29 protein-coding genes, 1 tRNA gene and 1 rRNA gene are annotated in these 26,512 nt (G+C 39.7%); 1 reads left to right on the top strand and 30 read right to left on the bottom strand.

Translation table 11 applies throughout. The features are described 5' to 3' along the window. Positions 1-717: 717 nt before the first annotated feature. The 24 genes from AC1Z3K_RS14625 to fabT form a co-directional block, all read right to left on the bottom strand. Complete coding sequence (locus AC1Z3K_RS14625) at positions 718-1,437, bottom strand: YebC/PmpR family DNA-binding transcriptional regulator (RefSeq protein WP_426084844.1); 720 nt, start codon at positions 1,435-1,437, stop codon at positions 718-720. 65 nt (positions 1,438-1,502) lie between these two features. Next, positions 1,503-2,678 (bottom strand): nucleotidyltransferase, encoded by a 1,176-nt coding sequence (locus AC1Z3K_RS14630; protein ID WP_461733103.1) that lies wholly within the window; start codon positions 2,676-2,678, stop codon positions 1,503-1,505. A gap of 117 nt (positions 2,679-2,795) precedes the next feature. After that, complete coding sequence (locus tag AC1Z3K_RS14635) at positions 2,796-3,542, bottom strand: class I SAM-dependent DNA methyltransferase (RefSeq protein ID WP_426084842.1); 747 nt, start codon at positions 3,540-3,542, stop codon at positions 2,796-2,798. 1 nt (position 3,543) lies between these two features. Further along, positions 3,544-3,882 carry a ribosome silencing factor gene (rsfS, locus tag AC1Z3K_RS14640; protein WP_426084847.1) on the bottom strand — a complete coding sequence of 113 codons (339 nt, stop codon included), beginning with the start codon at positions 3,880-3,882 and terminating at the stop codon, positions 3,544-3,546. 39 nt (positions 3,883-3,921) lie between these two features. Next, complete coding sequence (gene yqeK / locus AC1Z3K_RS14645; RefSeq protein ID WP_426084841.1) at positions 3,922-4,509, bottom strand: bis(5'-nucleosyl)-tetraphosphatase (symmetrical) YqeK; 588 nt, start codon at positions 4,507-4,509, stop codon at positions 3,922-3,924. Next, positions 4,499-5,146 carry a nicotinate-nucleotide adenylyltransferase gene (locus AC1Z3K_RS14650; protein ID WP_426084840.1) on the bottom strand — a complete coding sequence of 216 codons (648 nt, stop codon included), beginning with the start codon at positions 5,144-5,146 and terminating at the stop codon, positions 4,499-4,501. The genes yqeK and AC1Z3K_RS14650 overlap by 11 nt, the downstream gene beginning before the upstream one ends. A gap of 23 nt (positions 5,147-5,169) precedes the next feature. Further along, the gene (yhbY, locus tag AC1Z3K_RS14655) at positions 5,170-5,481 is read right to left on the bottom strand and encodes a ribosome assembly RNA-binding protein YhbY (protein ID WP_426084839.1); all 312 of its coding nucleotides are present in this window, start codon (positions 5,479-5,481) and stop codon (positions 5,170-5,172) included. A 35-nt stretch (positions 5,482-5,516) separates the two neighbouring features. Beyond that, positions 5,517-6,626, bottom strand: a complete 1,110-nt coding sequence (gene yqeH, locus AC1Z3K_RS14660) for a ribosome biogenesis GTPase YqeH (protein ID WP_461733104.1) — start codon at positions 6,624-6,626, stop codon at positions 5,517-5,519. Continuing rightward, positions 6,623-7,150, bottom strand: a complete 528-nt coding sequence (locus AC1Z3K_RS14665; protein WP_426084837.1) for a YqeG family HAD IIIA-type phosphatase — start codon at positions 7,148-7,150, stop codon at positions 6,623-6,625. The genes yqeH and AC1Z3K_RS14665 overlap by 4 nt, the downstream gene beginning before the upstream one ends. A 922-nt stretch (positions 7,151-8,072) precedes the next feature. Then, on the bottom strand, positions 8,073-8,807 hold the full coding sequence (locus tag AC1Z3K_RS14670; RefSeq protein WP_426084836.1) for an amino acid ABC transporter ATP-binding protein: 735 nt from the start codon (positions 8,805-8,807) through the stop codon (positions 8,073-8,075). A gap of 12 nt (positions 8,808-8,819) precedes the next feature. After that, positions 8,820-9,509 (bottom strand): amino acid ABC transporter permease, encoded by a 690-nt coding sequence (locus AC1Z3K_RS14675; protein WP_461733105.1) that lies wholly within the window; start codon positions 9,507-9,509, stop codon positions 8,820-8,822. A gap of 15 nt (positions 9,510-9,524) precedes the next feature. Then, positions 9,525-10,364 carry a transporter substrate-binding domain-containing protein gene (locus AC1Z3K_RS14680; RefSeq protein WP_461733106.1) on the bottom strand — a complete coding sequence of 280 codons (840 nt, stop codon included), beginning with the start codon at positions 10,362-10,364 and terminating at the stop codon, positions 9,525-9,527. 265 nt (positions 10,365-10,629) lie between these two features. Further along, positions 10,630-11,415: an acetyl-CoA carboxylase carboxyl transferase subunit alpha gene (locus tag AC1Z3K_RS14685; RefSeq protein ID WP_461733107.1), complete on the bottom strand. Its 786-nt coding sequence runs from the start codon at positions 11,413-11,415 to the stop codon at positions 10,630-10,632. Positions 11,416-11,417: 2 nt separating this feature from the next. Beyond that, positions 11,418-12,281 carry an acetyl-CoA carboxylase, carboxyltransferase subunit beta gene (gene accD, locus AC1Z3K_RS14690; protein ID WP_426084832.1) on the bottom strand — a complete coding sequence of 288 codons (864 nt, stop codon included), beginning with the start codon at positions 12,279-12,281 and terminating at the stop codon, positions 11,418-11,420. 86 nt (positions 12,282-12,367) lie between these two features. After that, on the bottom strand, positions 12,368-13,735 hold the full coding sequence (locus tag AC1Z3K_RS14695; protein WP_461733108.1) for an acetyl-CoA carboxylase biotin carboxylase subunit: 1,368 nt from the start codon (positions 13,733-13,735) through the stop codon (positions 12,368-12,370). A 6-nt stretch (positions 13,736-13,741) separates the two neighbouring features. After that, positions 13,742-14,161 (bottom strand): 3-hydroxyacyl-ACP dehydratase FabZ, encoded by a 420-nt coding sequence (gene fabZ, locus AC1Z3K_RS14700; RefSeq protein WP_461733109.1) that lies wholly within the window; start codon positions 14,159-14,161, stop codon positions 13,742-13,744. Positions 14,162-14,164: 3 nt separating this feature from the next. Next, on the bottom strand, positions 14,165-14,653 hold the full coding sequence (gene accB, locus AC1Z3K_RS14705; protein ID WP_461733110.1) for an acetyl-CoA carboxylase biotin carboxyl carrier protein: 489 nt from the start codon (positions 14,651-14,653) through the stop codon (positions 14,165-14,167). Positions 14,654-14,658: 5 nt separating this feature from the next. After that, complete coding sequence (gene fabF, locus AC1Z3K_RS14710; protein WP_461733111.1) at positions 14,659-15,894, bottom strand: beta-ketoacyl-ACP synthase II; 1,236 nt, start codon at positions 15,892-15,894, stop codon at positions 14,659-14,661. 21 nt (positions 15,895-15,915) lie between these two features. After that, the gene (gene fabG / locus AC1Z3K_RS14715; protein ID WP_426084827.1) at positions 15,916-16,653 is read right to left on the bottom strand and encodes a 3-oxoacyl-[acyl-carrier-protein] reductase; all 738 of its coding nucleotides are present in this window, start codon (positions 16,651-16,653) and stop codon (positions 15,916-15,918) included. A gap of 3 nt (positions 16,654-16,656) precedes the next feature. Beyond that, positions 16,657-17,586, bottom strand: coding sequence for an ACP S-malonyltransferase (gene fabD / locus AC1Z3K_RS14720; RefSeq protein WP_461733112.1), 930 nt, complete (start codon positions 17,584-17,586; stop codon positions 16,657-16,659). A 26-nt stretch (positions 17,587-17,612) separates the two neighbouring features. Then, positions 17,613-18,569: an enoyl-[acyl-carrier-protein] reductase FabK gene (gene fabK, locus AC1Z3K_RS14725; protein ID WP_426084825.1), complete on the bottom strand. Its 957-nt coding sequence runs from the start codon at positions 18,567-18,569 to the stop codon at positions 17,613-17,615. Between the two features lie 301 nt (positions 18,570-18,870). Next, entirely contained in the window at positions 18,871-19,098 is a 228-nt protein-coding gene (locus tag AC1Z3K_RS14730) for an acyl carrier protein (RefSeq protein ID WP_426084824.1), read from the bottom strand. A gap of 155 nt (positions 19,099-19,253) precedes the next feature. Beyond that, positions 19,254-20,222: a beta-ketoacyl-ACP synthase III gene (locus AC1Z3K_RS14735; RefSeq protein WP_461733113.1), complete on the bottom strand. Its 969-nt coding sequence runs from the start codon at positions 20,220-20,222 to the stop codon at positions 19,254-19,256. Positions 20,223-20,237: 15 nt separating this feature from the next. After that, positions 20,238-20,678: a fatty acid biosynthesis transcriptional regulator FabT gene (gene fabT, locus AC1Z3K_RS14740; protein ID WP_426084822.1), complete on the bottom strand. Its 441-nt coding sequence runs from the start codon at positions 20,676-20,678 to the stop codon at positions 20,238-20,240. Between the two features lie 272 nt (positions 20,679-20,950). Between fabT and AC1Z3K_RS14745 the strand changes: the two genes are divergently transcribed. Beyond that, complete coding sequence (locus tag AC1Z3K_RS14745) at positions 20,951-22,012, top strand: NAD(P)H-dependent flavin oxidoreductase (protein ID WP_426084821.1); 1,062 nt, start codon at positions 20,951-20,953, stop codon at positions 22,010-22,012. A 246-nt stretch (positions 22,013-22,258) separates the two neighbouring features. Here the strand turns inward: AC1Z3K_RS14745 and AC1Z3K_RS14750 are convergent, their stop codons facing one another. The 6 genes from AC1Z3K_RS14750 to rrf form a co-directional block, all read right to left on the bottom strand. Continuing rightward, the gene (locus AC1Z3K_RS14750) at positions 22,259-22,489 is read right to left on the bottom strand and encodes a YkuJ family protein (RefSeq protein ID WP_426084820.1); all 231 of its coding nucleotides are present in this window, start codon (positions 22,487-22,489) and stop codon (positions 22,259-22,261) included. A 129-nt stretch (positions 22,490-22,618) separates the two neighbouring features. Next, the gene (locus tag AC1Z3K_RS14755) at positions 22,619-23,488 is read right to left on the bottom strand and encodes an NAD(P)-dependent oxidoreductase (RefSeq protein WP_461733114.1); all 870 of its coding nucleotides are present in this window, start codon (positions 23,486-23,488) and stop codon (positions 22,619-22,621) included. Between the two features lie 77 nt (positions 23,489-23,565). Next, on the bottom strand, positions 23,566-24,792 hold the full coding sequence (locus tag AC1Z3K_RS14760) for a glycosyltransferase family 4 protein (RefSeq protein WP_426084818.1): 1,227 nt from the start codon (positions 24,790-24,792) through the stop codon (positions 23,566-23,568). A 15-nt stretch (positions 24,793-24,807) separates the two neighbouring features. Next, positions 24,808-25,857, bottom strand: a complete 1,050-nt coding sequence (locus tag AC1Z3K_RS14765; RefSeq protein ID WP_461733115.1) for an LTA glycolipid anchor biosynthesis glycosyltransferase, IagA/BgsA family — start codon at positions 25,855-25,857, stop codon at positions 24,808-24,810. Positions 25,858-26,137: 280 nt separating this feature from the next. Next, a tRNA-Asn gene (locus AC1Z3K_RS14770) sits at positions 26,138-26,211 on the bottom strand. A 6-nt stretch (positions 26,212-26,217) separates the two neighbouring features. Further along, positions 26,218-26,333 (bottom strand): 5S ribosomal RNA (rrf, locus tag AC1Z3K_RS14775). Between the last annotated feature and the right edge of the window lie 179 nt (positions 26,334-26,512).

Raw genomic sequence — 26,512 nt, forward strand, 5'->3', positions numbered from 1 at the left:
TTATAAATAAATTATCTTTAATATATGTAATCAAATACCATTCTTAAAGAAGGACATAAATTCATAACAGTAATTATACATCATAAGAACGTTATTTATTTATCATATTTTTATTGCTTTTTCTAATTTTTTGAAAAAAACTAAGTTTATACCTATTAAAGACCTTTCATTAAATAATTTTTTTCTTAGAAACTGTCATTATTTATTCCATTTAATTATTGATTAAAAATATCAATTCCATCCCTTTTATATCGCTTTTTTTTACGTTTTTCTTATTATCCTTTTCATATTTCTTAATAGTTGATTTTAAGAACTCTCGATTTATTCTGAATATTAAAGTAAACCGCTCAGTTCAGTTAGATTAAATTTACAGTTTTCTCATTTTTTTACAGAAAGAGCAAAATTATTGAGAAAAACTTTTTTTCATGCTATTATATATTTAATCTTAGATTTCATATTGTGTTTTCCCTTCATATTAGTGTGTGGTATGAGGGGTTTTTTATTGTCTAAAAACAGCTTGCTTTGTTTCTCTATATAATAAAAAAGGGCTGTGACATTAGTATGCCTCAGTCCCTTAAAGCTGGAAAAACGGTGTTTCAGAAGTAACTTCTTCAACACTAAGGCGGAAATTCGCAAAAATTTGTGGAACAATTTTCGGAATTTCCGCCTTAGTGCTTGAAGCTGAACACTTCTGTCACAACCTATTTCTATATTTACTTATTCACCTAAATCCACATTGTGATAAACCTTCTGAACATCTTCCAAATCTTCCAGAACATCAATCATTTTCTCAAACTTCTCTAAATCCTCACCAGTCAACGTTACTTCATTTTGAGGAACCATTTCCAACTCGGTAACAGAAAATTCTTCAATTCCCTTTTCTTTCAAGGCTTCTTGGATGATATGAAGATCTTCAGGCTCACCATAGACAATGACTTGATTCTCTTCTTGCACCACATCACGAACATCGATTTCTTTTTCCATTAGATACTCTAAAATATCATCCGCATCTTCTCCTGGAAATCCGATGATTGCTGTATTATCAAACATATAGGCTACAGCTCCGCTGACTCCCATATTGCCGCCATTTTTCCCGAATGCTGCACGTACATCTGCTGCTGTACGATTGACATTATTCGTCAATGCGTCAACGATGACCATGGAACCATTCGGACCAAAACCTTCATAACGCAGCTCTGAATACTGTTCATCGCCGGAACCTTTGGCTTTTTCAATCGCACGGTCAATAATATGTTTTGGAACATTATATGTTTTAGCTCGCTCGATAACAAACCGCAGCTTCTGGTTTGCATGGGGATCAGGATCACCTGATTTCGCTGCAACATAGATTTCAATACCAAATTTTGCATAAACTCGACTGTTGTTTGCATCTTTGGCAGCTTTTTTCTCTTTAATATTTGCCCATTTACGGCCCATATTCTCACTTCGCTTTCTTTTTTGTAGGATAACCTTTTTCATTATACTTGTATCAACAGTTTTTGTTAAGCCTTTTTTATCCGAATCGGAAAACGACCTTGACTCTGTTCAGAAATTTCGGCATGCCCTAATTGATAAATCCGGTCATTTGTCAGTCCGGCAGCAAACAGTTGTTCCATACTTTTTGCCTGTCTGGTCAGTAGGGGCAGCTCAAAATCTTTTTTGTGAACACTTAAATACTTTTGTCCTGCTTCAGTCATTCCTAGCACTCTTAGATAACTATTATCCCAGCCCTGTTGAACCGCTTCATTCGAACTGTTTAACAGGGTATAGACAGCTAAACGCTGTAATCGAGTCCACGTATAGCGTTTTGTTTTTACCAGTTCAATGAATTGCTGAAAATTCTCTGCTCTCACAGCCATCTCCTTTAACCGATATTCTAACCCTTCATTCATCTGATAAACCAACTGCAGCTCTTCAATAGACGTACTAATAAGTTTATACTGAAGCAGCGGCCAATAATTCTCCCACGAAACCAAAGGACCTTGTGCTAGGTCATTCGAGGTTTGTTTGGGTACTGTAGTTTCAATCTCAGAAAAATGTTTAGTTAAAACAGCTTTTCGAATGGCAGTTGCGCTGGAAAACCTCGGCTGCAGATTTACTTCATTATAATGCGCACCTTTTCTATTGATAGGCAGCAGTTTCATTGGTTCCTTATATAGCGCATTTTCTTTAGCATAGCTTAATCCCAATATATGATTAGGAGAGGAAAAATCAAGAGGCAGCTCTGGATATAATGCTTGATAAACTGCTGTCATTTGCTGAGGATAGCTTAGTTTTTTATCCGCCAGTTCTTTATATTTCTCTTCAATTAGCTGCTGATTATTCGCTGAAAATTGACCAAAGGCTTGATAATCTACCTCTCCTGAGCTGTCTGTTCCAAAACACAGATACTGACATTTCAAGGCATGAAGTAGTTTGACTCCCCCTCTTGCAAAATAATCCGCAGATTGAACCGCCCATTCAGCTGGCAGTTCAATAACTAAATCAACGCCATTGCTCAGTGCTTCCTCTGCCCGTTTCCATTTATCTATAATTGCTGGTTCTCCCCGCTGCAAAAAGTTCCCGCTCATCACAGCAACTACAACTTCTGCCCGAGAAGCCTCTCGAGCTTTTTGAATATGATAGATATGCCCGTTATGAAAGGGATTATACTCAACAATAATACCACAAGCCTTCATCTACTTCCCTCACTTTCAAAGAATTGATTTCCAATCGTTTAGACTCCACTCCATACAATATAAAAAGCTGAGAACCGTTCCTATCACACGGCTCCCAGCGTTCTTTCATTCCTTTACTCAGTTATCCGCTTTTTGACAAACAAAGAACCAGCGGGTACTTTCTTCTTTAGGCTGCTCATCCGTAAAATCTCCGTATACATCTACACAAGCAAAGCCGCTGCTTTCCAACATCATCAAATAGTCATCCATTGCATAAGTCCGCTCTTTATGAAGCTCATCCTTACGGATAAAAGTCTCCCCATCAGAACCCTGCTGAACAAAGAAGGTTAGAAAATGCTCAATACTATGTTCCTTCTCTCCCTGATAACTATCCCAAAGAAAAGCAAATTCCTCCGTTTGATAATGGTAGCTGTATTCTGGAAACACCTGATCCACTTGATAAACTGAGTGGACGTCGAAAATGAATGTCCCTTCTTCTTCTAGTGCCTGATAAACTTCATCGAAAACCTGCTGAACAGCCTGACGATTTTCCATGTAACACAATGAATCAGAAAAGCAGGTAATTGCTTCATACTGTCCTACTTCTGAAAGCTCCATCATATTTCCTTGAACAAACTGAATATCGACTTCTTCTTCATGAGCCCGCTCACTTGCAATCGCCAGCATTTCTTCGGATAAATCCAATGCGGTAACTTGAAACCCGGCTTTAGCAAAATCAACCGCCAATCTGCCTGTTCCACAGGCTAATTCCAATATTCGGCTGGACTCTTTCGGCAAGTGGCGTTCAGAAAATGCCAGCCACTGCTCATACAATGTTTCATCCATAACCTCATCATAGACAAAAGCAAAGGTTTTGTAAGTCATTTTAGCTTACCCATTCGGCGATGTCTGCTAATGGTGCATCCGACCATAGTTTTTCCAAATTATAGAAAGTTCGCTCTGAAGCTTGGAATACATGAATAATCACATCATTGAGGTCAATCAACACCCATTTTCCACCGTCTTTTCCTTCAATGCGTTTGATTTCTACATCAGCCTCTTCTTCTTTTTCAATAATTTCCTCTACGATGGCATTGATTTGTCTCTCACTATTTGCCTGACAAATCATAAAATAATCTGCTAAAAGAGAAATCTCCTTTACTTCCAATGCAACGATATCCTCTGCTCTTTTTGCATCTGCTGCCTTTACCGCAATTTCTAAAATCTTTTGACTATCTATGATTGTTCCCTCCTAATTTTTGTTTTATCTATTCACTACCCAATAATTATATGTCTCAATTGTCTTTGGATAAATCTTTTGCTCTTGCTGAATGAGATGAAGCAATGTATGCTTCGTTTCATAGGCAACAGCCTGATCTAAATCTACTAATGCGATTTCTCTAGCTTCTGCTACTCCAGGAAACTTCCGGCCAGGTTCGATATAGTCGGCTACATAAATGATTTTATCCAACAACGTCATTTCAGCTGCCCCTGTAGTATGACAGCGAATTGAATGAAGGATTTCTTCATCTTCAATTCCCAGTTCTCTTCTAACCATATCGGCACCTATCAACCCATGCCAGATAGCATTTCCATATTCCAACAGCTCAGGATTGTAGCCGTCCCGTTCAATCAGCAGCTGAAACTCATCATCCGGTCTCTCTTTTGCATAATCATGGGTCAATGCGGCAATACTCGCTTTTTCCTGAGAAGCTCCATATTTCACCGCAAGAGCTACTGCCGTTTCCTCTACACCAAGAACATGCTGAAACCGCCGCTCGCTCATCTGCATTTGAACCTTCTGCATCAGCTCTTCACGTGCCCATGGCGTATATTGTCCGCTAAATTCCATCCATATACAGTCCCTTCTCGTAGATATAGTTTATCACATTATCCGGGAGAAGGTAGCGTACAGAACAGCCGCTTTGGACTTTTTCCCGAATCATGCTGGAGCTGATATCCATTTGCGGCGTATCAACCCAGATAATCGGGTAGGGCGTCTCTATACCATAATGGGGCCGGCGGGTTCCTACAAAATTGGTCATCAACAGTAATTCTTCGATTTTGTACCATTTTGGCAGGTAGTTAACCATGTCTCCGCCAATAATAAAATAGTAATCAGTATCAGGATTATTCTGAATCAGCGCCTTCATCGTTTCGTACGTGTAGCTTTTCCCCTTACGTACAAGCTCGATTGGTTCTATTTCAAGATGTTTATTGTTTTCTACAGCAAGCTCCAGCATAGCCAGCCGATGTTTGCTGTCAATGGTTTTCTTTTCATCTATATGAGGTGGCAGATATGACGGCATTAGACAAACTTTATCCAGTCCCAACTGCTGATAGACCTGTTCTGCCATCATCAAATGCGCAATATGGACAGGGTTGAAATTACCGCCCAGTATGCCAACTTGCTTGCGCTTTTCAAAAAGCTGTAGCTGTTCCTTCACAATTGTTTGAGTTCCTCTTAATGCACCTGCAGCTGCCTTCATCGAATAACTCCTCCAATACTCTGCTAAATTGATTTGACCTCTTTAGAATAGTTTTGATATTTCTCTTTTGTAGACGGCTTGAATACAACCAGCACCCGTCCAATAATCTGCACAACATCACATTGAATTTTATCTTCTAATACGTTAGCTACCTCTTCAGCAACTTCATCTGTATTTTGAAGTAGACTGATTTTAATCAGCTCGCGCTTTTCAAGTGCTTCATTGATTTGAATCACCATCTCTTCATTTAATCCGCCTTTTCCAATTTGAAAAATGGGCTGTAGATGATGGGCCTGACTTCTTAAATAACGCTTTTGTTTTCCTCTTAATTTCACTAGTATCCTTCTTTCTCCGCTATTTCTAGCTGGAACTATATCAACGCTTTTCTCCGCAGCACTTCTACACCTTTGGGCGCCCAGCCGGCAACTACTCCTGACGACTGAACAGTAATCCAGCCTAACCCGGCAAAAACAATGTCCGTCTTTTCTTTAATAGAAAATTCAAACCGCACCAGTTCTGGAAATTCGTCTGCTTCATCTGGTCTTGGGGGCTGCAGCAGCCCGCCCATATGCTTTTCATAAAATTGATCTGCTGTCGCAAGCTTCGTCCGATGGATCATCAAATCGTTCGAGGCATAAACAACAAACGAACTTCGTTCACCTTGGATAAAATCAAAACGGGCTAATCCACCTAAGAACAACGTCTGCTCTGAATTCAACTGATAAATTTTAGGCTTGATTTCTTTTTGAGGGGCAATCAGCTTTAAGTCCTTTTTTCCAAGATAATGGGCCATTTGGTGACGATGAATAATTCCCGGCGTATCAATTAGAAAATGCCCGTCGTCCAAAGGAATTTCAATCTTATCCAGTGTCGTTCCCGGAAACTGTGAAGTCGTAATGACATCCTTTACTCCAGCCGTTTGCTTAATAATCTGATTAATCAAGGTTGATTTCCCAACATTCGTCACGCCAACCACGTAAACATCCCGGCCGTCACGATGCTTTTCAATTGTTTCAAGCAGCTCATCCATTTCATGTGCCTTTTTAGCGCTGGTCAGTAGAACCTCTGTTGGTCGAAGCCCTTGTTCGTGAGCCCGCTCCTTCATCCATTGAATCAATTTGCCTTTTTTCAAAGACTTGGGTAAAATATCTTTTTTATTTCCAACTAGTAATACAGGATTGTCACCGATAAATCGATGCAGTCCCGGAATTAATGATCCGTTGAAATCAAAAATATCCACGACATTAACAATCAGTGCATCCTCACGTCCCAATTCATTCAGCAAACGCAGAAAGTCATCGTCTGTCAGTTTAACGTCCTGAATATCATTATAATGCCTCAAACGGAAACAACGCTGACAGTATACTTCGCCAGTTTCCAATCCTTTTTCAAATGCCGCTTTTGGCGTGTAACCCAGTTCTTCCGGGTGTTCGGTCTGAATTACAGCCCCGCAGCCAATACAATGAACTGCTTCGCTCATTCTAATCCGCCCTTCCATACCATATCAGGATGTTTTTTCTCTAAATGCTTCATTATTTTTCTTTCAAAGAAACGATTAATTCGTGTATTCCAACCATCCGTATCCACAATAGGCCGAACTAAAATGTTGCGAATACCTGCAGCGTTTGCACCCCGGATATCGGTCATAATCTGGTCACCAACCATTACTAGTTCTTCCGGCTTCATTCCCAGTTTGTCTTGAGCTTCTTTAAACCCTTTTGTCAGAGGCTTCAGTGCCCGTGCAACATATTCCAGCTCAAATTTCTCAACAGCTCTTTTGATACGGCTGTCTTTATTATTAGAAATGACCACGACTGGCAGACCAGCTTGTTTCATTTCTTCAATCCATTCCAGCAGTTCTTCTGTTCCATCCGGATTATTCCAGGCTATCAGTGTATTATCTAAATCCGTCAATACAGCCTTAAATCCCAGTTCCTTTAACTGAGCCGGCGTTACTTTATAAATTGCATCCACCATCCATGTTGGCTTAAACTTTGAAAACATACATTCTCCTTTTAATCATAATCACTGAACGCAAAAATCATACAGCGGTACTTTCTTTCTGTCATTCGATTCCCCTGCGTCTCAAGCTGATAAGAGCCTATTTTTAAACACTCAAACAGTATCGATTATTAGATTCTTATTTATAAATGATGATTGAAAAGGCAGGACAAACTTTTCCATCCGTTGTCCTACCACTCAACCCAATATTATAGCGTATTTCAAGTAAAAAAACCAGTATTTCCAAAATACTATCAGAAAACTTCTATCATACGTATACAGCTCTTTGTACAACTCTTTCAGACAACAAGGCATTTAAAAGTAGCTCACGTCCTGACAATTCTCTCTTGTTTAGAATCAGCTTCACTTCCAACAGTGTGATGAGGTCGAGCCAAAAGTGTTTAGCTCCGAGAACCAAGTAGGTACTGTTCAACATCAGCTCATCCCTCGCTGTGTTTCACAGCAATAAGACGGATTATCCGAAAATTGTCAAGAAACACTACGAGGGAACCGAGTAGATGTTGATTGATACCTACCTGGAGCTTTTCATATTTTTGAGATAGTTCGGCTTATTTCCGAGAACTTCAACTCTTAGTGCTTTTAGCACTTAGAGGTTGATGCTATCGGAACGAAGTGTAGTGAGCTACTTTTGCGTCTACGGTTCTCACTCTGTTGCGATCCTCGAAGCATACAAAGACTGGAACGCCGTTTATTCGGATTTTAGAGAAAGAAGAGTTCGGGCATTTACTTATGTCCCAAACTCATCCGTTTTTTTCCGTTGATCCTCTAAGCTGCCAATACTTAATGATTGATTTCGAAGAACAGGAAACTATAAAAAAACGTTACTGAACGAGCTTGTTCAGTAACGAACTTCTTATTCCAATTAAGGAACAGCAGCTAGAATCAGTCTGTTATTCCTTTATTTTTAAAGTATTTTAGAAAGAAAATCAATTGTCCGTGGATGCTGCGGATTTCCAAAAAGCTCAGCAGGAGTATTTTCTTCCATAATAATTCCTTCATCCATAAAAATCACTCGATCCCCTACTTCTTTGGCAAACCCCATTTCATGGGTAACAATGACCATCGTCATTCCATCTTTGGCCAACTGTTGCATGACGCTCAAGACCTCTCCAACCATTTCCGGATCAAGCGCTGAGGTCGGCTCATCAAAGAGCATGACATCCGGCTGCATTGCTAATGCTCTGGCGATGGCAATCCGCTGCTGCTGGCCTCCTGATAAGGATTGGGGGTACGCAGTGGCCTTATCCTTCAGCCCTACCTTTTCCAGCAGATCCATTGCTGTCTGCTCTGCTGCTGCTTCAGACATCTTCTTAACTTTTAAAGGCGACAGAGTTATATTTTTCATCACAGTCATATTAGGAAATAAATTGAACTGCTGGAAAACCATACCCATTTTTTCCCGCATCTCGAAAATATTAATTTTTTTATCTGTAATATCAACACCCTCGAACGTAATCCGTCCTTCTGTAGGTCTTTCCAGTAAATTTAAACAGCGCAGGAAGGTACTTTTTCCTGAGCCGGAAGGACCAATAATAACCAGTACTTCCCCTTTTTTTACATCTGTTGAAACACCTTTTAAAACTTCATTTTTGCCAAATGATTTATGCAAATCTGTTACTTCCAGTAATTTTCCAGTCATTCCTTACTCCTCCTAGCGCTGATAGCCTCTTCCTAATCTTTTCTCAAATGCTGCCAACCCTCTCGATGTGAGAAATGTCATAACAAAATAGATTGCCGCTGCTACATAGTACGGCTCTAAAGGAATATACGTACTGGAAATAACGGTCTGTGCGCTGCTCAGCAATTCATTAATTCCAATAATTGACAGTAGTGAGGAATCTTTGATTAAAATGATAAACTCATTGCCCAGAGCTGGCAGAATATTCCGTAGGGCTTGAGGCAGAATCACGTACCGCATAGTTTGAAGGGGGGGCAATCCTAATGAATGTGCTGCTTCTGTTTGACCAATATTAACCGCCGTTATCCCAGCCCGAACAATTTCAGCCACATAAGCACTTGAGTTCAATGATAAAACAATCATCCCCGGTGCCAGCCGTCCAAAATCAATGGTCAATATTCCGATAGGGATATTAACAGATGGAAATAAATTCTGTAGTAAGCCAAAGCCGATTAACACTTGAATCAGCATTGGGGTTCCTCTTAATATTTCGATGTAAATATTAGCCAGCCAGCGCAGGGGCGGTATTTTTGACAGCTTTAGCAGGGCGACGCCCACTCCCAGTAGTGTGCCAAAAAATACCGTAACTAGAGAGATAATAATTGTTACACCAGCTCCGGAAATAAAGTATTGTCCGTATGTTCCCAGAAAAGAAAAATTCATTTTCTGTCCTCCATTTTATTCTTCTGTATTTTTATCAGCCAGCTCCATAGCTTCCTTCACATATTTATCAATAGAACCGTCTTTTGTCATTTCAGCGATGATCTTGTCAATTTCTTCTTTTAGTTCATCCTCGCCTTTTGGCAAAGCAATAGCAAATGCTTCTTCTTCATTTGACGTAAGCTCGATATCTGCGAACATTAAATCGGGATTTTGATTAATATATGATTCTGCAATTGTTTCTTCCAGTACTAATGCATCAATCGATCCCTGATTCAGCTCAACAATCAAATTAGGTACCCGAGGAATAGAAACTTTTTGTGCATCAGGCAGCTGTGTCTCTACAACTCCTTCTTGGATGGACCCTTTTTGAGCACCAACCTTTTTCCCGTTTAGCGATTCAATAGATGTATAGGTCGCTTGATTTTTCTTATTAATAACTATTTTTTGCGGCGGATTATAATATGGGGTAGAAAAGTCAAACGATTCTTTACGCTCAGCTGTTGCAGAAATTCCCGATACTGCAATGTCTACTTTATTTTGCTGCAAAGCAACCAATACTGCATCAAACTGCATATCCATAAATTCTACCTTCACACCCAGCTTATCTCCAATTGCCTTAACCATTTCTATATCTGATCCCACAATTGTATCTTTTCCATCCACCAGTGTCTTAAATTCGAAAGGAGCAAAATCTGCGGATGTTCCCACCATCAGCGTTCCCTTTTCCTGAATTTTCTCTAAAGCATTTTCTGTTTTTCCGCTTCCAGAATCCTTTGTTCCTTCATTATTACTACCACAGGCTGTTAATACTCCAGCAGCAATTACTGCAATTATCGCTGTTTTCATTTTTTTCATAATTAGCACTCCTTCATTTTTTAAAGATTGATTGAAAACATCATACCATATTGAAAATGAAAAATCATCCATTTTAATCGTATTTTTGATAATTTATTCATATTTAAATAAAAATACGCTTATATCAACAATTTTTATACACAATTTATGAATATTACCATTTTTTTACTAGACATTGTTTTTCAGAAAATCTTCAGACAACAAAAAAGATTGCGGTAAAACTCTATGAGTCTCACGACAATCTCTAAAGTATTCATTTCTGCTTCTAAAATTTGCGGAACCTCTGATATCTCTGTTCAATCAGTTCTTCTTTGGAGAGCCGCGACAGCTCTGCAAGCTTACTAATAAGTGCTTTTTCAATCATTCGGTTAATTTTTGGCTGCTCCAGCAGTTCTCCATTCATTTCTTCCGGTATGATTTTATCAATTACAGTCAGTTCCTTTAGTTCCTTAGCTGTAATTTTCATTAACTCCGCTGCTTCCTTCGCCCGGCTGCCGTCTTTCCATAAAATAGAAGCAAAGCCTTCTGGAGATAAAATAGCATAAATCGTATGCTCCAGCATCCAGACTTCATCGGCGACTGCTAAGGCCAACGCACCACCGCTGCCACCTTCGCCAATGATGATAGAGATTATTGGAACATTCAAATCGGACATGTCCAGTAGATTTCTTGCGATTGCTTCGCCTTCGCCACGTTCTTCTGCGCCAATACCGCAATAAGCACCTGCAGTATTAATAAAGGTTATTACTGGGCGATTGAATTTTTCAGCCTGTTTCATTAGACGTAGAGCTTTTCGATATCCTTCTGGATGAGGAGCTCCAAAATTTCGGTCAATGTTCTCTGGAAGATTTCTGCCTTTCTGAATACCGATTACTGTAACCGGTTTTCCTCCAAGCAACGCAATTCCGCCGACAACTGCTAAATCATCTCCAAAATAGCGGTCCCCATGAAATTCAATAAACTGGTCAAAAACTGCCTCAATATATTCCAACGAGGTGAAGCGCTCTTGAGATCTGGCCAGCGTCACAATTTCATTAGCTGTTCTTTCCACTTCTACGTCCACCCCTCTGCTGCATGTATCATCAACAATGATTTTAGTACTTCCTTCAGTTGATTTCTCGGCACAATTCTATCAACGAAGCCATGGCTTAATAAGAATTCTGCTTTTTGAAAATCTTCAGGCAGTTCTTGACGAATCGTTTGTTCAATAACTCTACGTCCAGCAAAACCAATCAAGCTTTGAGGCTCTGCCAGAATAATATCTCCATCCATTGCAAAGCTGGCTGTAACCCCGCCGGTTGTTGGATCAGTCAAGACTGTAATATACAATAGTCCGGCATTACTATGACGTTTCAGCGCTGCAGAAATTTTTGCCATCTGCATTAAAGACATGATGCCTTCCTGCATGCGTGCTCCACCTGAAGCAGTAAAAATGACTACTGGCAGTTTTTCAGCTGTTGCCCGCTCAAACAGCCGAGTAATTTTCTCACCGACAACAGTTCCCATGCTTCCCATGATAAAATTGGCATCCATCACAGCAATTGCTGTTGTAAAGCCTTCTATTTCAGCCTTGCCAGTCAAGACTGCCTCATGGAGATTAGTTTTCTCCTGCATCGCCGCAACCTTTTCTTTGTATCCGGGAAAATTTAGCGGGTCGTCAGTCTCAATGTCTGTATCCCATTCACTGAAGCTTTTTTCGTCTACCGTAAGCAGCAGCCGTTCCCACGCATTGATTCTAAAGCTGTATCCACAATAAGGACAGACCTTCTCGGGGCCCATATCTTTTGTGTAAAGTGTCTGTTTACAACATGGACACTTAGCCCACATGTTATCCGGAACAGCAGGCTTTTTATTATCAGCATCAATACCACGATTAGGATTGATGCGAATGTAGTTTTTCTTTTTGAATAAAGCCATCTCTCTACTCCTTTATCCTTTCGACGAACCTGTCCAGGCTCTTCATTTTGGAGGGTTATTGTCCTCTACTTCCAGATTCTATTTTACTAATCAGATTCAGGCTCCCAAGATGGTAGAAAGGTTTCCTGTAAAAAGCTGGTGTCATAGTCTCCTGCAAGAACACTTCCATGGGTAATCAAATCCAACTGAAATTCTGCATTAGTTGTCAATCCGTCTGTAACCAATTCGTTCAGTGCCCGCTGCATTTTCATAAATGCATCAAAGCGATTTTCACCGTGGACGATAATTTTAGCAATCATTGAATCATAATACGGCGGGATCTTATAACCTGTATACATTGCGCTATCTACTCTCAATCCCATGCCGCCGCTTGGCAGGAGCAGATTATTAATTGTTCCGGGTGCAGGAGCAAAATTGAATGCTGGGTTCTCAGCATTAATTCGGCATTCAATGGCATGACCCGTCAGTTGTACATCTTCTTGCTTGATGGTTAATTCCTCACCCGCAGCAATTTTCAATTGTGCTTTCACTAAGTCAATGCCGGTGACCATTTCAGTTACTGGATGCTCCACCTGAATGCGTGTATTCATTTCCATAAAATAGAATGCACCAGAATCATCCATCAGAAATTCAATTGTCCCTGCATTTTGGTAAGCAACTGCTTTTCCTGCTCGAACAGCAGTCTCTCCCAGCAGTTTACGTTTTTCATCTGAAATAACCACAGAAGGCGATTCTTCCATCACTTTTTGATTATTTCTTTGAAGGGAGCAATCTCTTTCTCCCAGATGAATCACATGACCGTAATTATCCCCTAATACTTGCACTTCAATATGTCTAGCCGGATAAATAATTTTTTCAATATACATGTCGCCATTACTAAAAGCTGCTTTTGCTTCTTGCTGAGCGGAAGTGAATTGGGCCGGAAGCTCCTCTTTTTTGAGAACCTTACGAATCCCTTTGCCTCCTCCGCCAGCAGCAGCTTTGAGCATCACTGGATAACCGATTTTCTCAGCAATTGTTAATGCTTCCTCTACAGTAGCAATCACGCCTTCACTACCAGGAATTACAGGAACATCGGCTTCAATCATCAATTTTCTTGCATTAATTTTATTTCCCATCGCATCTATCGTTTCTGCTTTTGGTCCGATGAATGTGATATTACATTCTTCACACATTGCGGCAAATTGGCTATTCTCTGATAAGAAACCAAACCCTGGATGAATTGCTTCTGCATTTGTTACGATAGCTGCACTTAAAACCCGTTGAACATTCAGATAAGAATCGGCAGCTTTGGCCGGTCCAATACAAATTGCTTCATCTGCTAGCTGTGTATGCATTGCATCCTGATCTGCTTCTGAATAAACCGCAACTGTGCGGATTCCCAGTTCTCTGCAGGCTCTAATAATACGGACAGCAATTTCTCCACGGTTCGCAATTAAAATTTTTGAAAACATCGACATCTATCCAATCATAAAAGTTAGTTCGGCTTCTGCAACTTTTTTACCGTTTACCTTTGCAATTCCTTTACCTGTACCAGCTGTTGCTCTCATTTTCAAGATCTCTACTTCTACTATTAATGTATCACCAGGAACCACTTTTTGCCTGAAGCGAATCTTGTCCATGGCGCCAAAGTAAGCTGTTTTCCCTTTAAATTCAGGCTTTGACAACAATGCAACAGCGCCAGCCTGACCAAAAGCTTCCAAAATCAGCACACCCGGCATAACCGGTTCAGTTGGGAAATGCCCTTGGAAAAAGGGTTCGTTAATTGTTACATTCTTAACAGCTACAACTCGTTCACCAATAGTAATTTCATCCACCCGGTCTAAAAGTAAAAACGGATACCGATGAGGGATAATTTCCATGATTTCCTGTATATTCATTGGTTACTCTCCTTTAGCTATTCTGAATATTGGCTGATTATATTCCACAACGTCTTCATTTTCAACCAAAACCTCTGTAATCGTTCCGTCTACGGCTGCCGTGATTTCGTTCATCAGCTTCATAGCCTCAATAATACATACAACCTCGCCCTTCTTCACCTTGTCCCCAACCTGTTTAAAGATTGGTTTATCTGGTGCTGGCTGTAAATACACAACGCCTACTAATGGAGATAAAATTTCTTCCACAGAATCAGGAGCTGTTGTTTTTTCAGCCACTGGAACACTAGCCTGCACCGGCACAAGAGTTTCTGTAACCTGTTCAGGAGGCTGTACTGGTGAAAACTGGACTCCCTGTTCCGATGTTCGAACATCTTTCAAAGATGTCTGGTTTTTATTCATGTAAAGCTCAAAAGAACCTTCTTTTAAATCAAATTCTGTTAAACTGGATTGGTCAAACTGTACCAAAAGGTCCTTTACTTCGTTAATATCCATTATTACTAATCCTCCCAGCGTTTCAAACAGATAACTGCATTATGGCCGCCAAAGCCTAAGGAATTACTTAGACCATACTCAAAACTATGAGGCTGACTTGTATTTCCCACAATGTTTACTGTGACTTCTTCATCCAGTTCAGTTAAGCCAATGGTTGGTGGAATAAACTGATGCTGCAGCGCATTCAAGGTAGCAATTCCTTCAATTCCTCCAGCTGCTCCCAGTAAATGTCCAGTCATACTCTTGGTACTGCTCACAGGAATATCTTTCGCTGCTGATCCCATCGCCAATTCAATAGCCTTGGATTCTGCACTGTCATTCGGCGGCGTACTTGTTCCGTGTGCGTTAATATAACCAACTTGTTCAGGTGTAATCCCTGCCTCTGCCATTGCCAGCTTCATTGCTTTTGCTGCTCCGCTGCCGTCTGGTGTTGGTGATGTCATATGATACGCATCACAATTTGCACCGTAACCAACAATTTCACCTAAGATTACTGCACCGCGCTTTCGGGCATGCTCCAGCGATTCAACCATGAACACACCGGCTCCCTCCCCCATAACAAATCCGTTACGATTTTTATCAAAGGGAATCGACGCCTTGTCCTTATCTGTTTCATTCGATAAGGCTGTTAATGAAGCAAAACCAGCAATCCCAATTTCCGTGATGGATGCTTCTGTTCCACCAGCTAAAATTACATCAGAATAACCATGTTTAATATTTCGGAAGGCTTCGCCAATCGAATGCGTTGCACTGGCACAGGCCGTAACCACTGCTGTACAGATACCTTTTGCTCCCACGCGCAATGCAATATTACCAGCAGCCATGTTAGCAATCGACATTGGAATAAACAGAGGACTTACACGCTGCGGACCTTTATCGTGCATTCGCACAACCTGATCCTGAATCGTTTGAAGACCGCCAATTCCAGAACCAACCATTACGCCGAAACGATCTGTGTCAATGTTATCTGTTTCCAGTCCGCTCATTTCCATTGCTTCCAATGCAGCATAGATTCCATATAGAGAAAATAAATCCATTCGTTTCGCGTCTTTTTTCACAAAATATTTATCAAAAGGAAAGTCCTTCACTTCAGCAGCTAAGGTGATCCCTGTTTCAGCTGCATCAAACTTAGTGATGGGACCAATCCCGTTTCTTCCTTCTTTCAAGCTTTCCAAAAAGGTGGACGCATCATTTCCGATTGGAGACGCCACGCCATACCCAGTAATTACTACTCGATTCATATTTCCTTCCTCCTAACTGGTTTATCCGTGCATTACTAAACCGCCGTCGATATTTAGCACTTGTCCGGTAATATAAGGACTTTCTGCTAAAAATACAGCTGCTTTGGCAACATCTTCGACCTGACCGTATTTTCTTAAAGGAATTTGTTCATTCATTTTTTTCTTAACTTCATCTGAAAGTACAGCTGTCATCTCTGTATCGATAAATCCCGGTGCAATAGCATTACAGGTAATCCCTCTAGCTGCTACTTCCCTGGCTACTGATTTAGTAAAACCCACAACTCCAGCTTTACTGGCTGAGTAATTTGCCTGACCGATATTTCCCATCAAGCCCACCACACTTGTCATGTTAATGATTCGACCGCTCCGCTGTTTCATCATCCGTTTCACTGTATGCTGCGTCATATTAAAGGTTCCTACTAAATTAATATCAATACATTTTGAAAAGTCTTCTTCTGACATTCTCAACAACAGCTTGTCATTGGTGATTCCAGCATTATTAATTAATATGTCGATTGAGCCTAATGCTTCAACAGCTTTATTAATCATTTCACCAGCCGCTTCATAATCTGAAATGTCGCCGCAGACACCTACACAGTCAACATCGTTCGCTTTAATTTCATTAATCAGCTCTTTCGGAATCTCTCCTCTGCCGTTCAATACAATATTAGCACCTGCCTGTGCAAAGGTCAGCGCAATTGCTTTCCCGATACCGCGGCTGCTGCCAGTCACAAATACATTTTTACCCTTCAAATCCATCCATTATCCCTCACTTAAAAGTGCTAAAGTTTCTGTTAATGTCGCTTGATCCTCAACGCGGCCAGTTACGATTGATTTATCAATTTTTCTAATGAAACCAGTCAGTGTTTTTCCAGGGCCAACCTCAATAATCCTGACAACACCCATTTTTTTCATTGTTTCAATACTGTCAGCAAAACGAACCGCCTTCATCACCTGCTGCGTTAGCAGCGGCTTAATCTGATCCGCTTCCATAACCTCTGCTGTAGTATTGCTGATTACTTGAATTTTCGGTGTGCTAAATGGAACCTTTTCCAATTCCATTGCCAGCTTCTCAGATGCCGGTTTCAGCAAAGCCGTATGAAAAGGACCACTTACATTCAAAGGAATCGTTCGCTTAACCCCCTGCTCGGTCAGCAAGGCAATGGCTTTATCTACTGCTTCTACTTCACCGCCAATAACAATCTGCTGGGGTGTATTATAGTTAGCCGGAGAAACAATTCCAACGGTTGAGGCTTGTCTGCAGCAGTCTTCAATAAGGTCACGGTCAGCATTCATTACAGCAACCATTTTCCCTGTTCCTGTCGGTGCAGCCTCCGTCATAAACTTCCCGCGCTTGGCAACCAAAGCAACTGCTGCCTTAAACGTTATTGCTCCGCTTGCAACAAGAGCACTATATTCGCCTAGGCTAAGTCCTGCAACCACATCTGGTACAGCTCCGTTGGCAGCTAGAACTCTATTGAACGCCGTACTAACGGTTAGAATTGCCGGCTGGGTATAGGTCGTTTCATTCAGCCGCCCGTCATCAGAAAAACAAAGCTCAGCCATATCGTAGCCAAGAACCTCACTAGCCTCAGTAAAGGTGTCCCGAACAAGCGGCTCCTGATCGTAAAGTTCCTTACCCATTCCTGTATATTGAGCACCCTGCCCACTAAATACAAATGCTGTCTTCATTCTCTTTCTCCTTCTCAAGCGTACTTTTAACTAAAACGCTGATACTGTATTTTAAAAGCTTCTTTAGCTTCCTTTACAAAAGAATCAATAATTTCTTTAGCCGTTTCTTCTTTTTTTATTAATCCGGCGATTTGTCCGGCCATGATAGAACCGTTGTCAACATCACCATCAACAACTGCTTTACGCAGGGCCCCTTGCCCCAACTCATCAAACTTCTGCGTATCAGGTGTTTCATTTTTAAGCTCTTCTTTTTCCAGCTGATCATATTCTCTAGTTAATTTATTTTTCAGTGCTCTAACTGGATGACCAAAATGCTGACAAGTAACCACTGTATCGATATCTCTTGCTTTGATAATTTTTTGTTTGTAATTCTCGTGAACGGTGCATTCTTTTGCTACAAGAAAACGTGTGCCCACTTGAATTCCTTCGGCACCAAGCATGAAAGCTGCAGCCATTCCGCGGCCATCACCAATCCCGCCAGCTGCAATAACCGGCACAGACAGTGCATCGGTTACTTGGGGAACCAAACTGATTGTTGTCAGCTTGCCAATATGCCCGCCAGCTTCCATTCCTTCGACAATCACCGCATCTGCTCCGATTTTTTCCATCCTTATTCCTAGTGCAACAGAAGGGACTACTGGAACGACTTTAATCCCCAGTGATTTGAAGCGTTCCATGTACTTTCCGGGATTGCCTGCCCCGGTTGTTACTACAGGAACCTGCTCTTCACAAACTAAATCAATGATATCTTCAGCAAACGGCGACAATAACATAATATTTACAGCAAAAGGCTTACTCGTAAGAGCCTTAATTTTTCTTATTTCTTCTTGTACTACTTCTTTTGGGGCATTTCCACCAGCAATGATTCCCAAACCGCCAGCTTCAGAAACTGCTGCTGCTAACTCAGCATCCGCGATCCAAGCCATTCCACCTTGAAAAATAGGGTATTTAATTCCAAATAATTCACAAATTTTTGATTGCATATAATACATCCTTCATAATCTAAAAATGATTGCAGTAAACGAGTAACGAGTGGGTTTGGCATATAACTCCATACCCAACCTCATATTTCTCTAAAATCCAAATAAACAGCGTGCCAGAAGCACTATCTTCAAAATTAAGTAGAAATCCTTGAGGTTTGCCAATCTCACTGGTAAGCAGACATTAAAGTATCTGTCCACTCAACAATGATCTGGAAAACAATTCTCATATATTCTTCTCAACTTTTGAAGCTTGTCACTTCTGGCACAACTATGTTTAACTTGTTAGTCAGCCAATTAAAAATTAGCTGTTTTGTTGTTTTTCTACGTATGTTACTAAATCTTTTACAGTTACAATGCCTTCTTCAGATTCAATCTTTACATCGAACGCATCTTCAATCTCATTGATAATTTGGAATAGATCCAAGCTGTCAGCATCCAGTTCTTCCTGAATGTTTGTTTCCATTTTTACTTCTTCAGGCTCTTTTCCTAATTCTTCTACAATAATTGCTTGAATTTTCTCAAATACCATGTGTATATTCCTCCAAAAGTTTTGTTTTTTTGATTTTCATAAATCCCGTTAAAGATTCTATGCATGAAAAACAGCTCTCACCTGCAAGAACAGCAAGAAAATCAATACTGAGTTCCATTCTCTTTAATAGAATTCATATATATGTAAACAGTTTTTTACAAAGTTAGGAGTAACGTCCCCCATGTTAGCCCTCCGCCAAAACCTGTTAACACCACATTTTGTGTTGAATCCAATTTCAATGTTCCATTTGTAACTGCCTCATCCAGTAAAATAGGAATACTGGCTCCAGAAGTGTTGCCATACTTATCCATATTCGTCAGAAATTTTTCTCTGGGAATTTTTAGCTTTCTGGCTAGCTTATCAATAATTCGTACATTTGCCTGATGGAGTAAGAAATAATCAGCCTGTACTGAATTTTCATCCAGCACTTGACGAATGTTCTTTGCTACATCACTCATTGTAAAATCAAAGATTGCTCTACCATTCATTTTTAGCCAGGCTGTCTCTTCTGTTGATTCATCATAGAACGGACTTTTATTTTCACGGAAACCAGAAGTTAGTGAACCGCCTCTTGTACCATCTGATTGAAGTTTTTCAGCTAAAAAGTGCGGACTCTCATCAGCTTCGAGCAGCACGCCCCCAGCACCGTCTCCAAATAAAACTGCGCTGCTGCGGTCCTTCCAGTCCAAAACCTTGGATAAGGTTTCGCCGCCTAAAACAATACCTCGTTTGTAGCCGCTTCGAATCATCTTTTCACCCAGACTTAATCCGTAAACAAAGCCCGAGCAAGCAGCACTAATATCAAAGGCAAAAGCATTGTCTGCTTTAATTCCAGCCTGTACCTGACAAGCAACTGAAGGCATTTGGTAATCTGGAGTAATGGTTGCTACAATAATAAAATCCAGAGAATCACCAGTATAACCAGATTTTTTTAAAATATTCTGAGCCGCTTTAGTACAAAGATCCGAAGTATTTTCATCTGTTACTACATGACGGGACTGAATCCCTGTCCTGCTTCTAATCCATTCATCAGAAGTATCCATAAACTTACTTAACTCGTCATTTGTTACTTGCTTTTCCGGAAGATAACTACCGGTACAAGTTATTTTTCCATATTGACTCATTTTTTCCCTCCGTGTTTACTTGTATTCTTGTAAAAAATCATGGAGGTTCTTCAATGCTTTCAATAAAGCCTGTTCTTCTTCTTGATCCATACCATCCAAAATATTTTTAACCATTTCCCGGTGAAAATGCTGATGAACACGATAAAGAAGTTTTCCTTTTTTTGTTAGGCCAAGCTTTACAACGCGGCGATCATCTTCACTTCGAATACGTTCAACATAGCCTTTCTTCACTAAATTATTGATTGCAACTGTTAGAGTTCCTACTGTAATAGACAGCTCTTTGGCAACCTCAGAAGAAGTCTTTCGCTTATACATTCCGATTGCTTCAATCGTATGCATCTCTGTAATAGATAAATCATTAAATTTTGATTTTTTCAATTCAGACTCTTCGATTGTCAGAATATCGTTGAAGACACTCACTAGATAATCGTTTATTGTTTCTAAATCTGGTTCCATCCTGCACACCATCCGTAATTACTTTGATTATCAAAACATTTGACAGTCAAACTATATATCATTCTTAAAATTTTTGCAAGCCTTTTTTTATTTTCTTAGTTTTTTCTTTAGGGAAACTTAGCAATATCAAGGATAAAACTTAAAATAACTTTATTGATCCATACGCTTAAAAAAATAAAAGGTTTGACAATTCTTTCAGAACTGTCTATAGTAGCTTTAGTTTGATGTTCAAACTATTTACCATTTAAATCATAAGCATAAGGAGCTTCAACATGACATTAAAACCACTAGTGATAGATAAACTTGTAGCGAAAATCCCTGTTATACAAGGCGGGATGGGCATCGGCGTAAGTCTTGCGAATCTAGCCGGAGCCGTTGCCAAAGAAGGCGGAATTGGAATCCTCTCTACTGCCCAAATTGGCTATCAGGAAGAAGTTTTTGAAAAGTCACCAATGCGGGCAAACATGGCAGCGATAAAAAAACAATTTGATAAAGCCAAGGAAATTGCTAAAGGCGGAATAGTTGGCTTTAATATTATGGCCGCCAGTTTTCAATACGACCGCTATGTAAAACGCTGTGTCGAGGTCGGGGCGGATGTCATTATTTCCGGCGCCGGACTGCCAATTAATCTTCCCGAACTTGTCGAAGGAAGCAAAACTAAAATTGCGCCGATTGTTTCATCGAACAAGGCTGCCAAGGTACTGCTGGGCATGTGGAAAAAGCGTTATAATAAAACTGCAGATTTCGTGGTAGTGGAAGGACCAAAAGCTGGTGGTCATTTAGGTTTTAAAGCTGAGTCTATCAAAGAAAGTATTGATAACATGGACGAAGAGCTTCAACAAATTATTGCGACTGTCAACCAATTTGGGGAAGATTTCAACCGTAAAATTCCTGTTATTTTTGCTGGCGGTGTCTATAACCGTTCTGATATTGATCATTATATGAATTTAGGCTGTGCAGGTGTACAGATGGCTACTCGCTTTGTAGCAACAGAAGAATGTGATGCTCCAGATGCATTTAAACAGGCTTATATCGATGCAAAAAAAGAGGATATTGCGATTATAAAAAGCCCTGTCGGAATGCCGGGCCGGGCAATTAAAAACCAGTTCACAGAACGAATTAAACATGAGCAAATTCCTATTGAAAAATGCCGCAGCTGTTTGTCTTATAAGCATTGTGATCGCGAAACCATTCCCTACTGTATTTCAGAAACACTTTTAAATGCAGTGACCAAAGATCCTAACAATGCCCTAGTATTTGCTGGAGCAAACGCTTATAAAATAACTGAGCAAACAACCGTTGGGAAGATTTTTGCTGAGCTTACACAGGCTTAGTCAGGGAAATACTGTAAAAGAACAGATAATGCTATTAGTACTACTAATATTTTTGACAGCTAACTTTAGTGAAATCAGTACATCTGCAATCATTAGTACTCTAATATGCACACCATTCTGGCAGATGATTCTATACATGTAATTATATAGAATCTTTTGGAATAATAAAAAAAGCCTTGATTGTACATCAACAAGGCTTTTTTCTTTAAATTAAGTCACGGGTAACGATGCATCCTCAACCATAACTTATTGGATCAAATCATAAATCTCCATCGCTACAATATCGATATTGTCAAATTGATAGCTTTGCTGACTATCCGCTTCTGTCAGTTCAAAAGTATCAGTCGTCTTATCATAGTTCACAAGACATTTTTCAACGCCTTCCCGTTCAAAACGACGAACTTGTATTTCATTGTCATTTGCTTCTGTCATTGCTTCAAGTCTTTTGATGATCGCTACTAACTGTGATTGCTTCATAACTTGACCTCCCTCGGCGAACTAAGTTTCATTCCTGTACCATTGTAACAAAACATTGTCCGTCGTGCATGATTTTTCGTCAATTTTTTCAATTTTTTTGCTGTTCCTTAATAAAATAGTATTTCGTTATTAGTTGCTTTTCCACCAGAGTTTAATCAAAGCCTGTGTTCCATCATTTTCGAACCCTTCGTCTGCTAAACGGCTATACAATTCCTCTGCCAGCTTGGTAGAGGGTAATGTCAATCCTAATTTATCTGCTTCATCCAGCGCTATTTTCAAATCCTTTATAAAATGCTTTACAAAAAAACCTGGGGAGTAATCTGCTCTCAGTATTCTAGGACCATAATTGTTCATGGACCAGTTAGAGGCGCTGCCTCCTCCAAGAGTCTCGATTACCTTCTCAAGATTAAGCCCGGCTTTGTCTGCATAAACCAGCATTTCTGTCATTCCAGTCATTGTTCCGGCAATCATAATTTGGTTTGCCATCTTTGTATGTTGCCCCTTTCCTGCACCACCGTGCAGCTTATAAGTTTTTCCAAAGGCTTCAAATACAGGGACTACCTTGTCGTAAGCTGATTGCTCTCCTCCTACCATGATTGTCAGCGTACCATTCTTCGCACCCAAATCTCCACCAGATACTGGAGCATCCAATGCTTGTCCGCCAAGTTTGCTTGCTTCGATAGCGATTTTCTCAGCTAGAGAAGGAGTACTGGTTGTAAGATCTACTACTATTTTCCCAGTAATATCAGCTTGAAAAATACCATTTTCGCCAAAATAAACTCCTTCAACATCTGCTGGAAAGCCCACCATTGTAAAAATAATCTCACTGTTCTCGGCAATCTTCGCTGGAGTTTCCTGCCAGTGTGCCCCATTTGTAATCAAATCATCTGCTTTACTTTTGGTACGATTATAAACGTTTACCTCTAACCCATGATTCATCATATTCATAACTATTGCATGCCCCATAACTCCTATGCCGATAAATCCAATTTTTCCCATATTTCCATTCCTTTCATACAAAAATAAAAACCTCTGTATGTAAGTATATACTACATGCAGCGGTTTTTACATTTTTCTTATCTTCTAAACGAAATAAATTTTACCTTAATTTTTTCCATCGATACAAAACTATCCTTTTTATCTTGCGAAACCTCTTGATAGTAATTAATCGTATCTGTATAAAACTCAATCATTTTCTCACCAAAATACTCTGCAGAAATTTCGTGCATTTTTTTATCAATAATTGCTTGGTCAGAAGGCACATCTTCATAGATATAATCAATTACAGCTTGTGCAAAATCTTCATCCTTCTCAAAAGTAATCCCTAAAGAACGATGATCCAATAGTTCATTCAAATAGTCATTCCCTTCAACAATGCAAGGTACACCAGCAGCTATCGCCTCAGTATAAGTTAGGCCTTGGGTTTCTGAAGTTGAAGCACTGACAAAAAAGTCAGCTGCCTTGTAATAAATTGCCACTTGATCATTTGGTACTTCTCCAATAAAGATAACATACTCTTTTATACCCAAATCTACGGCCATTGTTTTCAACGACTCTAAATAAGGTCCGTTTCCTACTATAAGCAGACGAACTTGAGGAAATTCTTCAATAATCCGGCTCATTCCGGTCAAAATTGCTTGTATATTTTTTTCATAAGATATTCTGCTAAGAGAAAGAAGGGTTAAGTTTTCATCAGTTAAACCAATTTCCTCTCTTAGTTCCTTAACCATCTGCCGGGTAATATCCGGACGTTCAAATTTTTTAATGTCAATTCCTGTTGGTATAATCCGCATCGGAGATTTGACTCCATATTCCTGCAGTTTATTGATTACTCGTTTACTTGGGCATACCACACCCGTTGTATGATTAGTAAAGGCTTTAGAAAGATACTTCACATGCGTTGGGCGTAAAACCTTTCCCTTTGCAATGTAATGCAGATATTCCTCATACATTGTATGGTACGTATGGATAACCGGAATCTTTAGCTTTTTCCCAACCATTTTTCCTAAAATTCCAGAACCAAACTCTGTATGTGTATGAATCAAATCCAACTCTAATTCTTTGGCTATCAGATAAGCATACCACATTCCTCGAACAACGAGCCTTCTTTCCTTGAAAGACACCAAGGGCACACTTGGCATCCGAATAACATCCTCTTCAAATTCTGGTGCATTAGGATCTGTTGTAGTAAAAATGTAAACCTCATGCCCATTTCTTTCCAATTCCTCTTTCAAGGTATAAATCGATGTTGCTACCCCACTTATTTGGGGGAAATAAGTATCTGTAAAAAATCCAACTTTCACTTTTTCTCCCTCCACTTAATAGCTATTGCCTTGATGAACAACTGATTCACTCTTGTTGTTGACATCAGCAACTTTTCTATAAATCTCTTTTAATTCCTGACCGATTTCTTCAATACTTTTTTCTTTAGCCGTTGCGTAGCCGGCTTCTTCAGTTGACGGTAGTTCATGGTTAATAATCTGTTGAATGAGAAGAGTAAATTCATCTTGTGTTTTTCCCATATAGCAATTAATATTTTTCTTAAGCCAGCCAGCATATACTGGGATATCCCGAACTAATATCTGCTGCTTACTTGCTAAAGCTTCTAAAATAACAATCCCTTCAGTCTCCTCATGAGATGGAAAGAAAAACAAATCAGCTGCTGAATACGCTCCTTCAATAATATCACCTTTAATGTATCCTGGAAACTCCACATTTTCAGGATGCTCACCCTTGACTATATCCCGGACATTTTTAGGTATGGAATACATAGGTGTATAGCCAAACCAGATGAAACGGTACTCTGGCAATCGCTTCGCTATTTCAACAAAATCAATAATTCCTTTACGTTCAAAAAATAAACCAACACAAATGATTACTTTTTCATTTTCTTTTATATTAAAATGTGCTCTAAAAGCTTCTTCTTTCTGTTCAGAATGCTTAAAGCGTTCCAAATCAATTCCATTAGAAATAGCCGAAATCGGTACAGTAATACCATATCCTTGAAGTAATTCCTTTGAATATTGGGTTGGCGTAATAATATAGTCAGCCTTTTTATATAAACTCACTAAGTATTTTTTTACTAATGGAGAAATAGTATTGGAACCGACAAAAGAATTTCTAAAATCTTCTTCGGTCGAATGTGCATGATAGATTACTTTCTTCCCAAGTTTTCGAGCTTTACTAATCATTCCATGACTATGTATACCATACGTATTAATGTGCAAGATGTCATAATCCGTACAATTAGGATCCAACGTATACTCAATCCCAACTTCAGAAAGTGCACGTTTCTGATGATCCAATGCACGACCTATACCAGATTTAGCTAGTATTTTTTCACCTTCAAAATATAATAATATTTTCAACGTTATTCCCTCCTAAAACTGGTCATTGCAATAAACACATTATATCACAAGTCAAAAAAAGTTTAGTCAAACTTAAGTCTTAGTTTCATATTTTTGAATAAGATAAAAGAGTAAAACCTTATAATACAAAGGTTTCAAGCCAAAATTATCAATTAACATGACAAAATTGTTAGATAACCAAGCAAATTTATTTAAGTCTTATATTTATCACTAGTATGATTCTATCACATATAAGATTAATGACAAAAAAAAAGCGAAAACCCTGTGGTTTTCGCTAAAACTCCGGCAGTAGGACTCGAACCTACGACATCATGATTAACAGTCATGCGCTACTACCAACTGAGCTATGCCGGAATAATCGCGCGGCGGCGTCCTACTCTCACAAAGGGAAACCCTTCACTACAATCGGCGCTAAGAAGCTTAACTTCTGTGTTCGGCATGGGAACAGGTGTATCCTTCTCGCTATCGCCACCACACTGGTGCTGCATAGTATTTAATTGAGTGATTTGCTCACTCAAAACTGGATAGATTAAAACTCTTCAACACAGTCATTCCGAAAAACATTTTCTTACTCTTCCAATTCTTTGGTTAAGTCCTCGACCGATTAGTATTGGTCCGCTCCAACCATCACTGGCCTTCCACTTCCAACCTATCT

The organism is Enterococcus sp. LJL128, assembly GCF_056924295.1.

Bases quoted from the DNA above. Each gene is read 5' to 3' on its own strand.
- yqeH (WP_461733104.1), bottom strand. From the start codon at position 6,626: ATGAGCGAAGCAGTTCATTGTATTGGCTGCGGGGCTGTAATTCAGACC.
- fabD (WP_461733112.1), bottom strand. From the start codon at position 17,586: ATGAAGACAGCATTTGTATTTAGTGGGCAGGGTGCTCAATATACAGGA.
- accB (WP_461733110.1), bottom strand. From the start codon at position 14,653: ATGGATATTAACGAAGTAAAGGACCTTTTGGTACAGTTTGACCAATCC.
- AC1Z3K_RS14745 (WP_426084821.1), top strand. From the start codon at position 20,951: ATGACATTAAAACCACTAGTGATAGATAAACTTGTAGCGAAAATCCCT.
- AC1Z3K_RS14625 (WP_426084844.1), bottom strand. From the start codon at position 1,437: ATGGGCCGTAAATGGGCAAATATTAAAGAGAAAAAAGCTGCCAAAGAT.
- AC1Z3K_RS14630 (WP_461733103.1), bottom strand. From the start codon at position 2,678: ATGAAGGCTTGTGGTATTATTGTTGAGTATAATCCCTTTCATAACGGG.
- accD (WP_426084832.1), bottom strand. From the start codon at position 12,281: ATGGCTTTATTCAAAAAGAAAAACTACATTCGCATCAATCCTAATCGT.
- fabZ (WP_461733109.1), bottom strand. From the start codon at position 14,161: ATGAATATACAGGAAATCATGGAAATTATCCCTCATCGGTATCCGTTT.
- AC1Z3K_RS14695 (WP_461733108.1), bottom strand. From the start codon at position 13,735: ATGTTTTCAAAAATTTTAATTGCGAACCGTGGAGAAATTGCTGTCCGT.
- AC1Z3K_RS14735 (WP_461733113.1), bottom strand. From the start codon at position 20,222: ATGAGTCAATATGGAAAAATAACTTGTACCGGTAGTTATCTTCCGGAA.
- AC1Z3K_RS14675 (WP_461733105.1), bottom strand. From the start codon at position 9,509: ATGAATTTTTCTTTTCTGGGAACATACGGACAATACTTTATTTCCGGA.
- fabT (WP_426084822.1), bottom strand. From the start codon at position 20,678: ATGGAACCAGATTTAGAAACAATAAACGATTATCTAGTGAGTGTCTTC.
- AC1Z3K_RS14635 (WP_426084842.1), bottom strand. From the start codon at position 3,542: ATGACTTACAAAACCTTTGCTTTTGTCTATGATGAGGTTATGGATGAA.
- AC1Z3K_RS14750 (WP_426084820.1), bottom strand. From the start codon at position 22,489: ATGAAGCAATCACAGTTAGTAGCGATCATCAAAAGACTTGAAGCAATG.
- AC1Z3K_RS14755 (WP_461733114.1), bottom strand. From the start codon at position 23,488: ATGGGAAAAATTGGATTTATCGGCATAGGAGTTATGGGGCATGCAATA.
- fabF (WP_461733111.1), bottom strand. From the start codon at position 15,894: ATGAATCGAGTAGTAATTACTGGGTATGGCGTGGCGTCTCCAATCGGA.
- AC1Z3K_RS14680 (WP_461733106.1), bottom strand. From the start codon at position 10,364: ATGAAAAAAATGAAAACAGCGATAATTGCAGTAATTGCTGCTGGAGTA.
- AC1Z3K_RS14730 (WP_426084824.1), bottom strand. From the start codon at position 19,098: ATGGTATTTGAGAAAATTCAAGCAATTATTGTAGAAGAATTAGGAAAA.
- fabG (WP_426084827.1), bottom strand. From the start codon at position 16,653: ATGGATTTGAAGGGTAAAAATGTATTTGTGACTGGCAGCAGCCGCGGT.
- fabK (WP_426084825.1), bottom strand. From the start codon at position 18,569: ATGCAATCAAAAATTTGTGAATTATTTGGAATTAAATACCCTATTTTT.
- AC1Z3K_RS14665 (WP_426084837.1), bottom strand. From the start codon at position 7,150: ATGTTTTCAAAGTTTAAGCCAACATGGATGGTGGATGCAATTTATAAA.
- AC1Z3K_RS14670 (WP_426084836.1), bottom strand. From the start codon at position 8,807: ATGACTGGAAAATTACTGGAAGTAACAGATTTGCATAAATCATTTGGC.
- yqeK (WP_426084841.1), bottom strand. From the start codon at position 4,509: ATGGAATTTAGCGGACAATATACGCCATGGGCACGTGAAGAGCTGATG.
- AC1Z3K_RS14650 (WP_426084840.1), bottom strand. From the start codon at position 5,146: ATGAAGGCAGCTGCAGGTGCATTAAGAGGAACTCAAACAATTGTGAAG.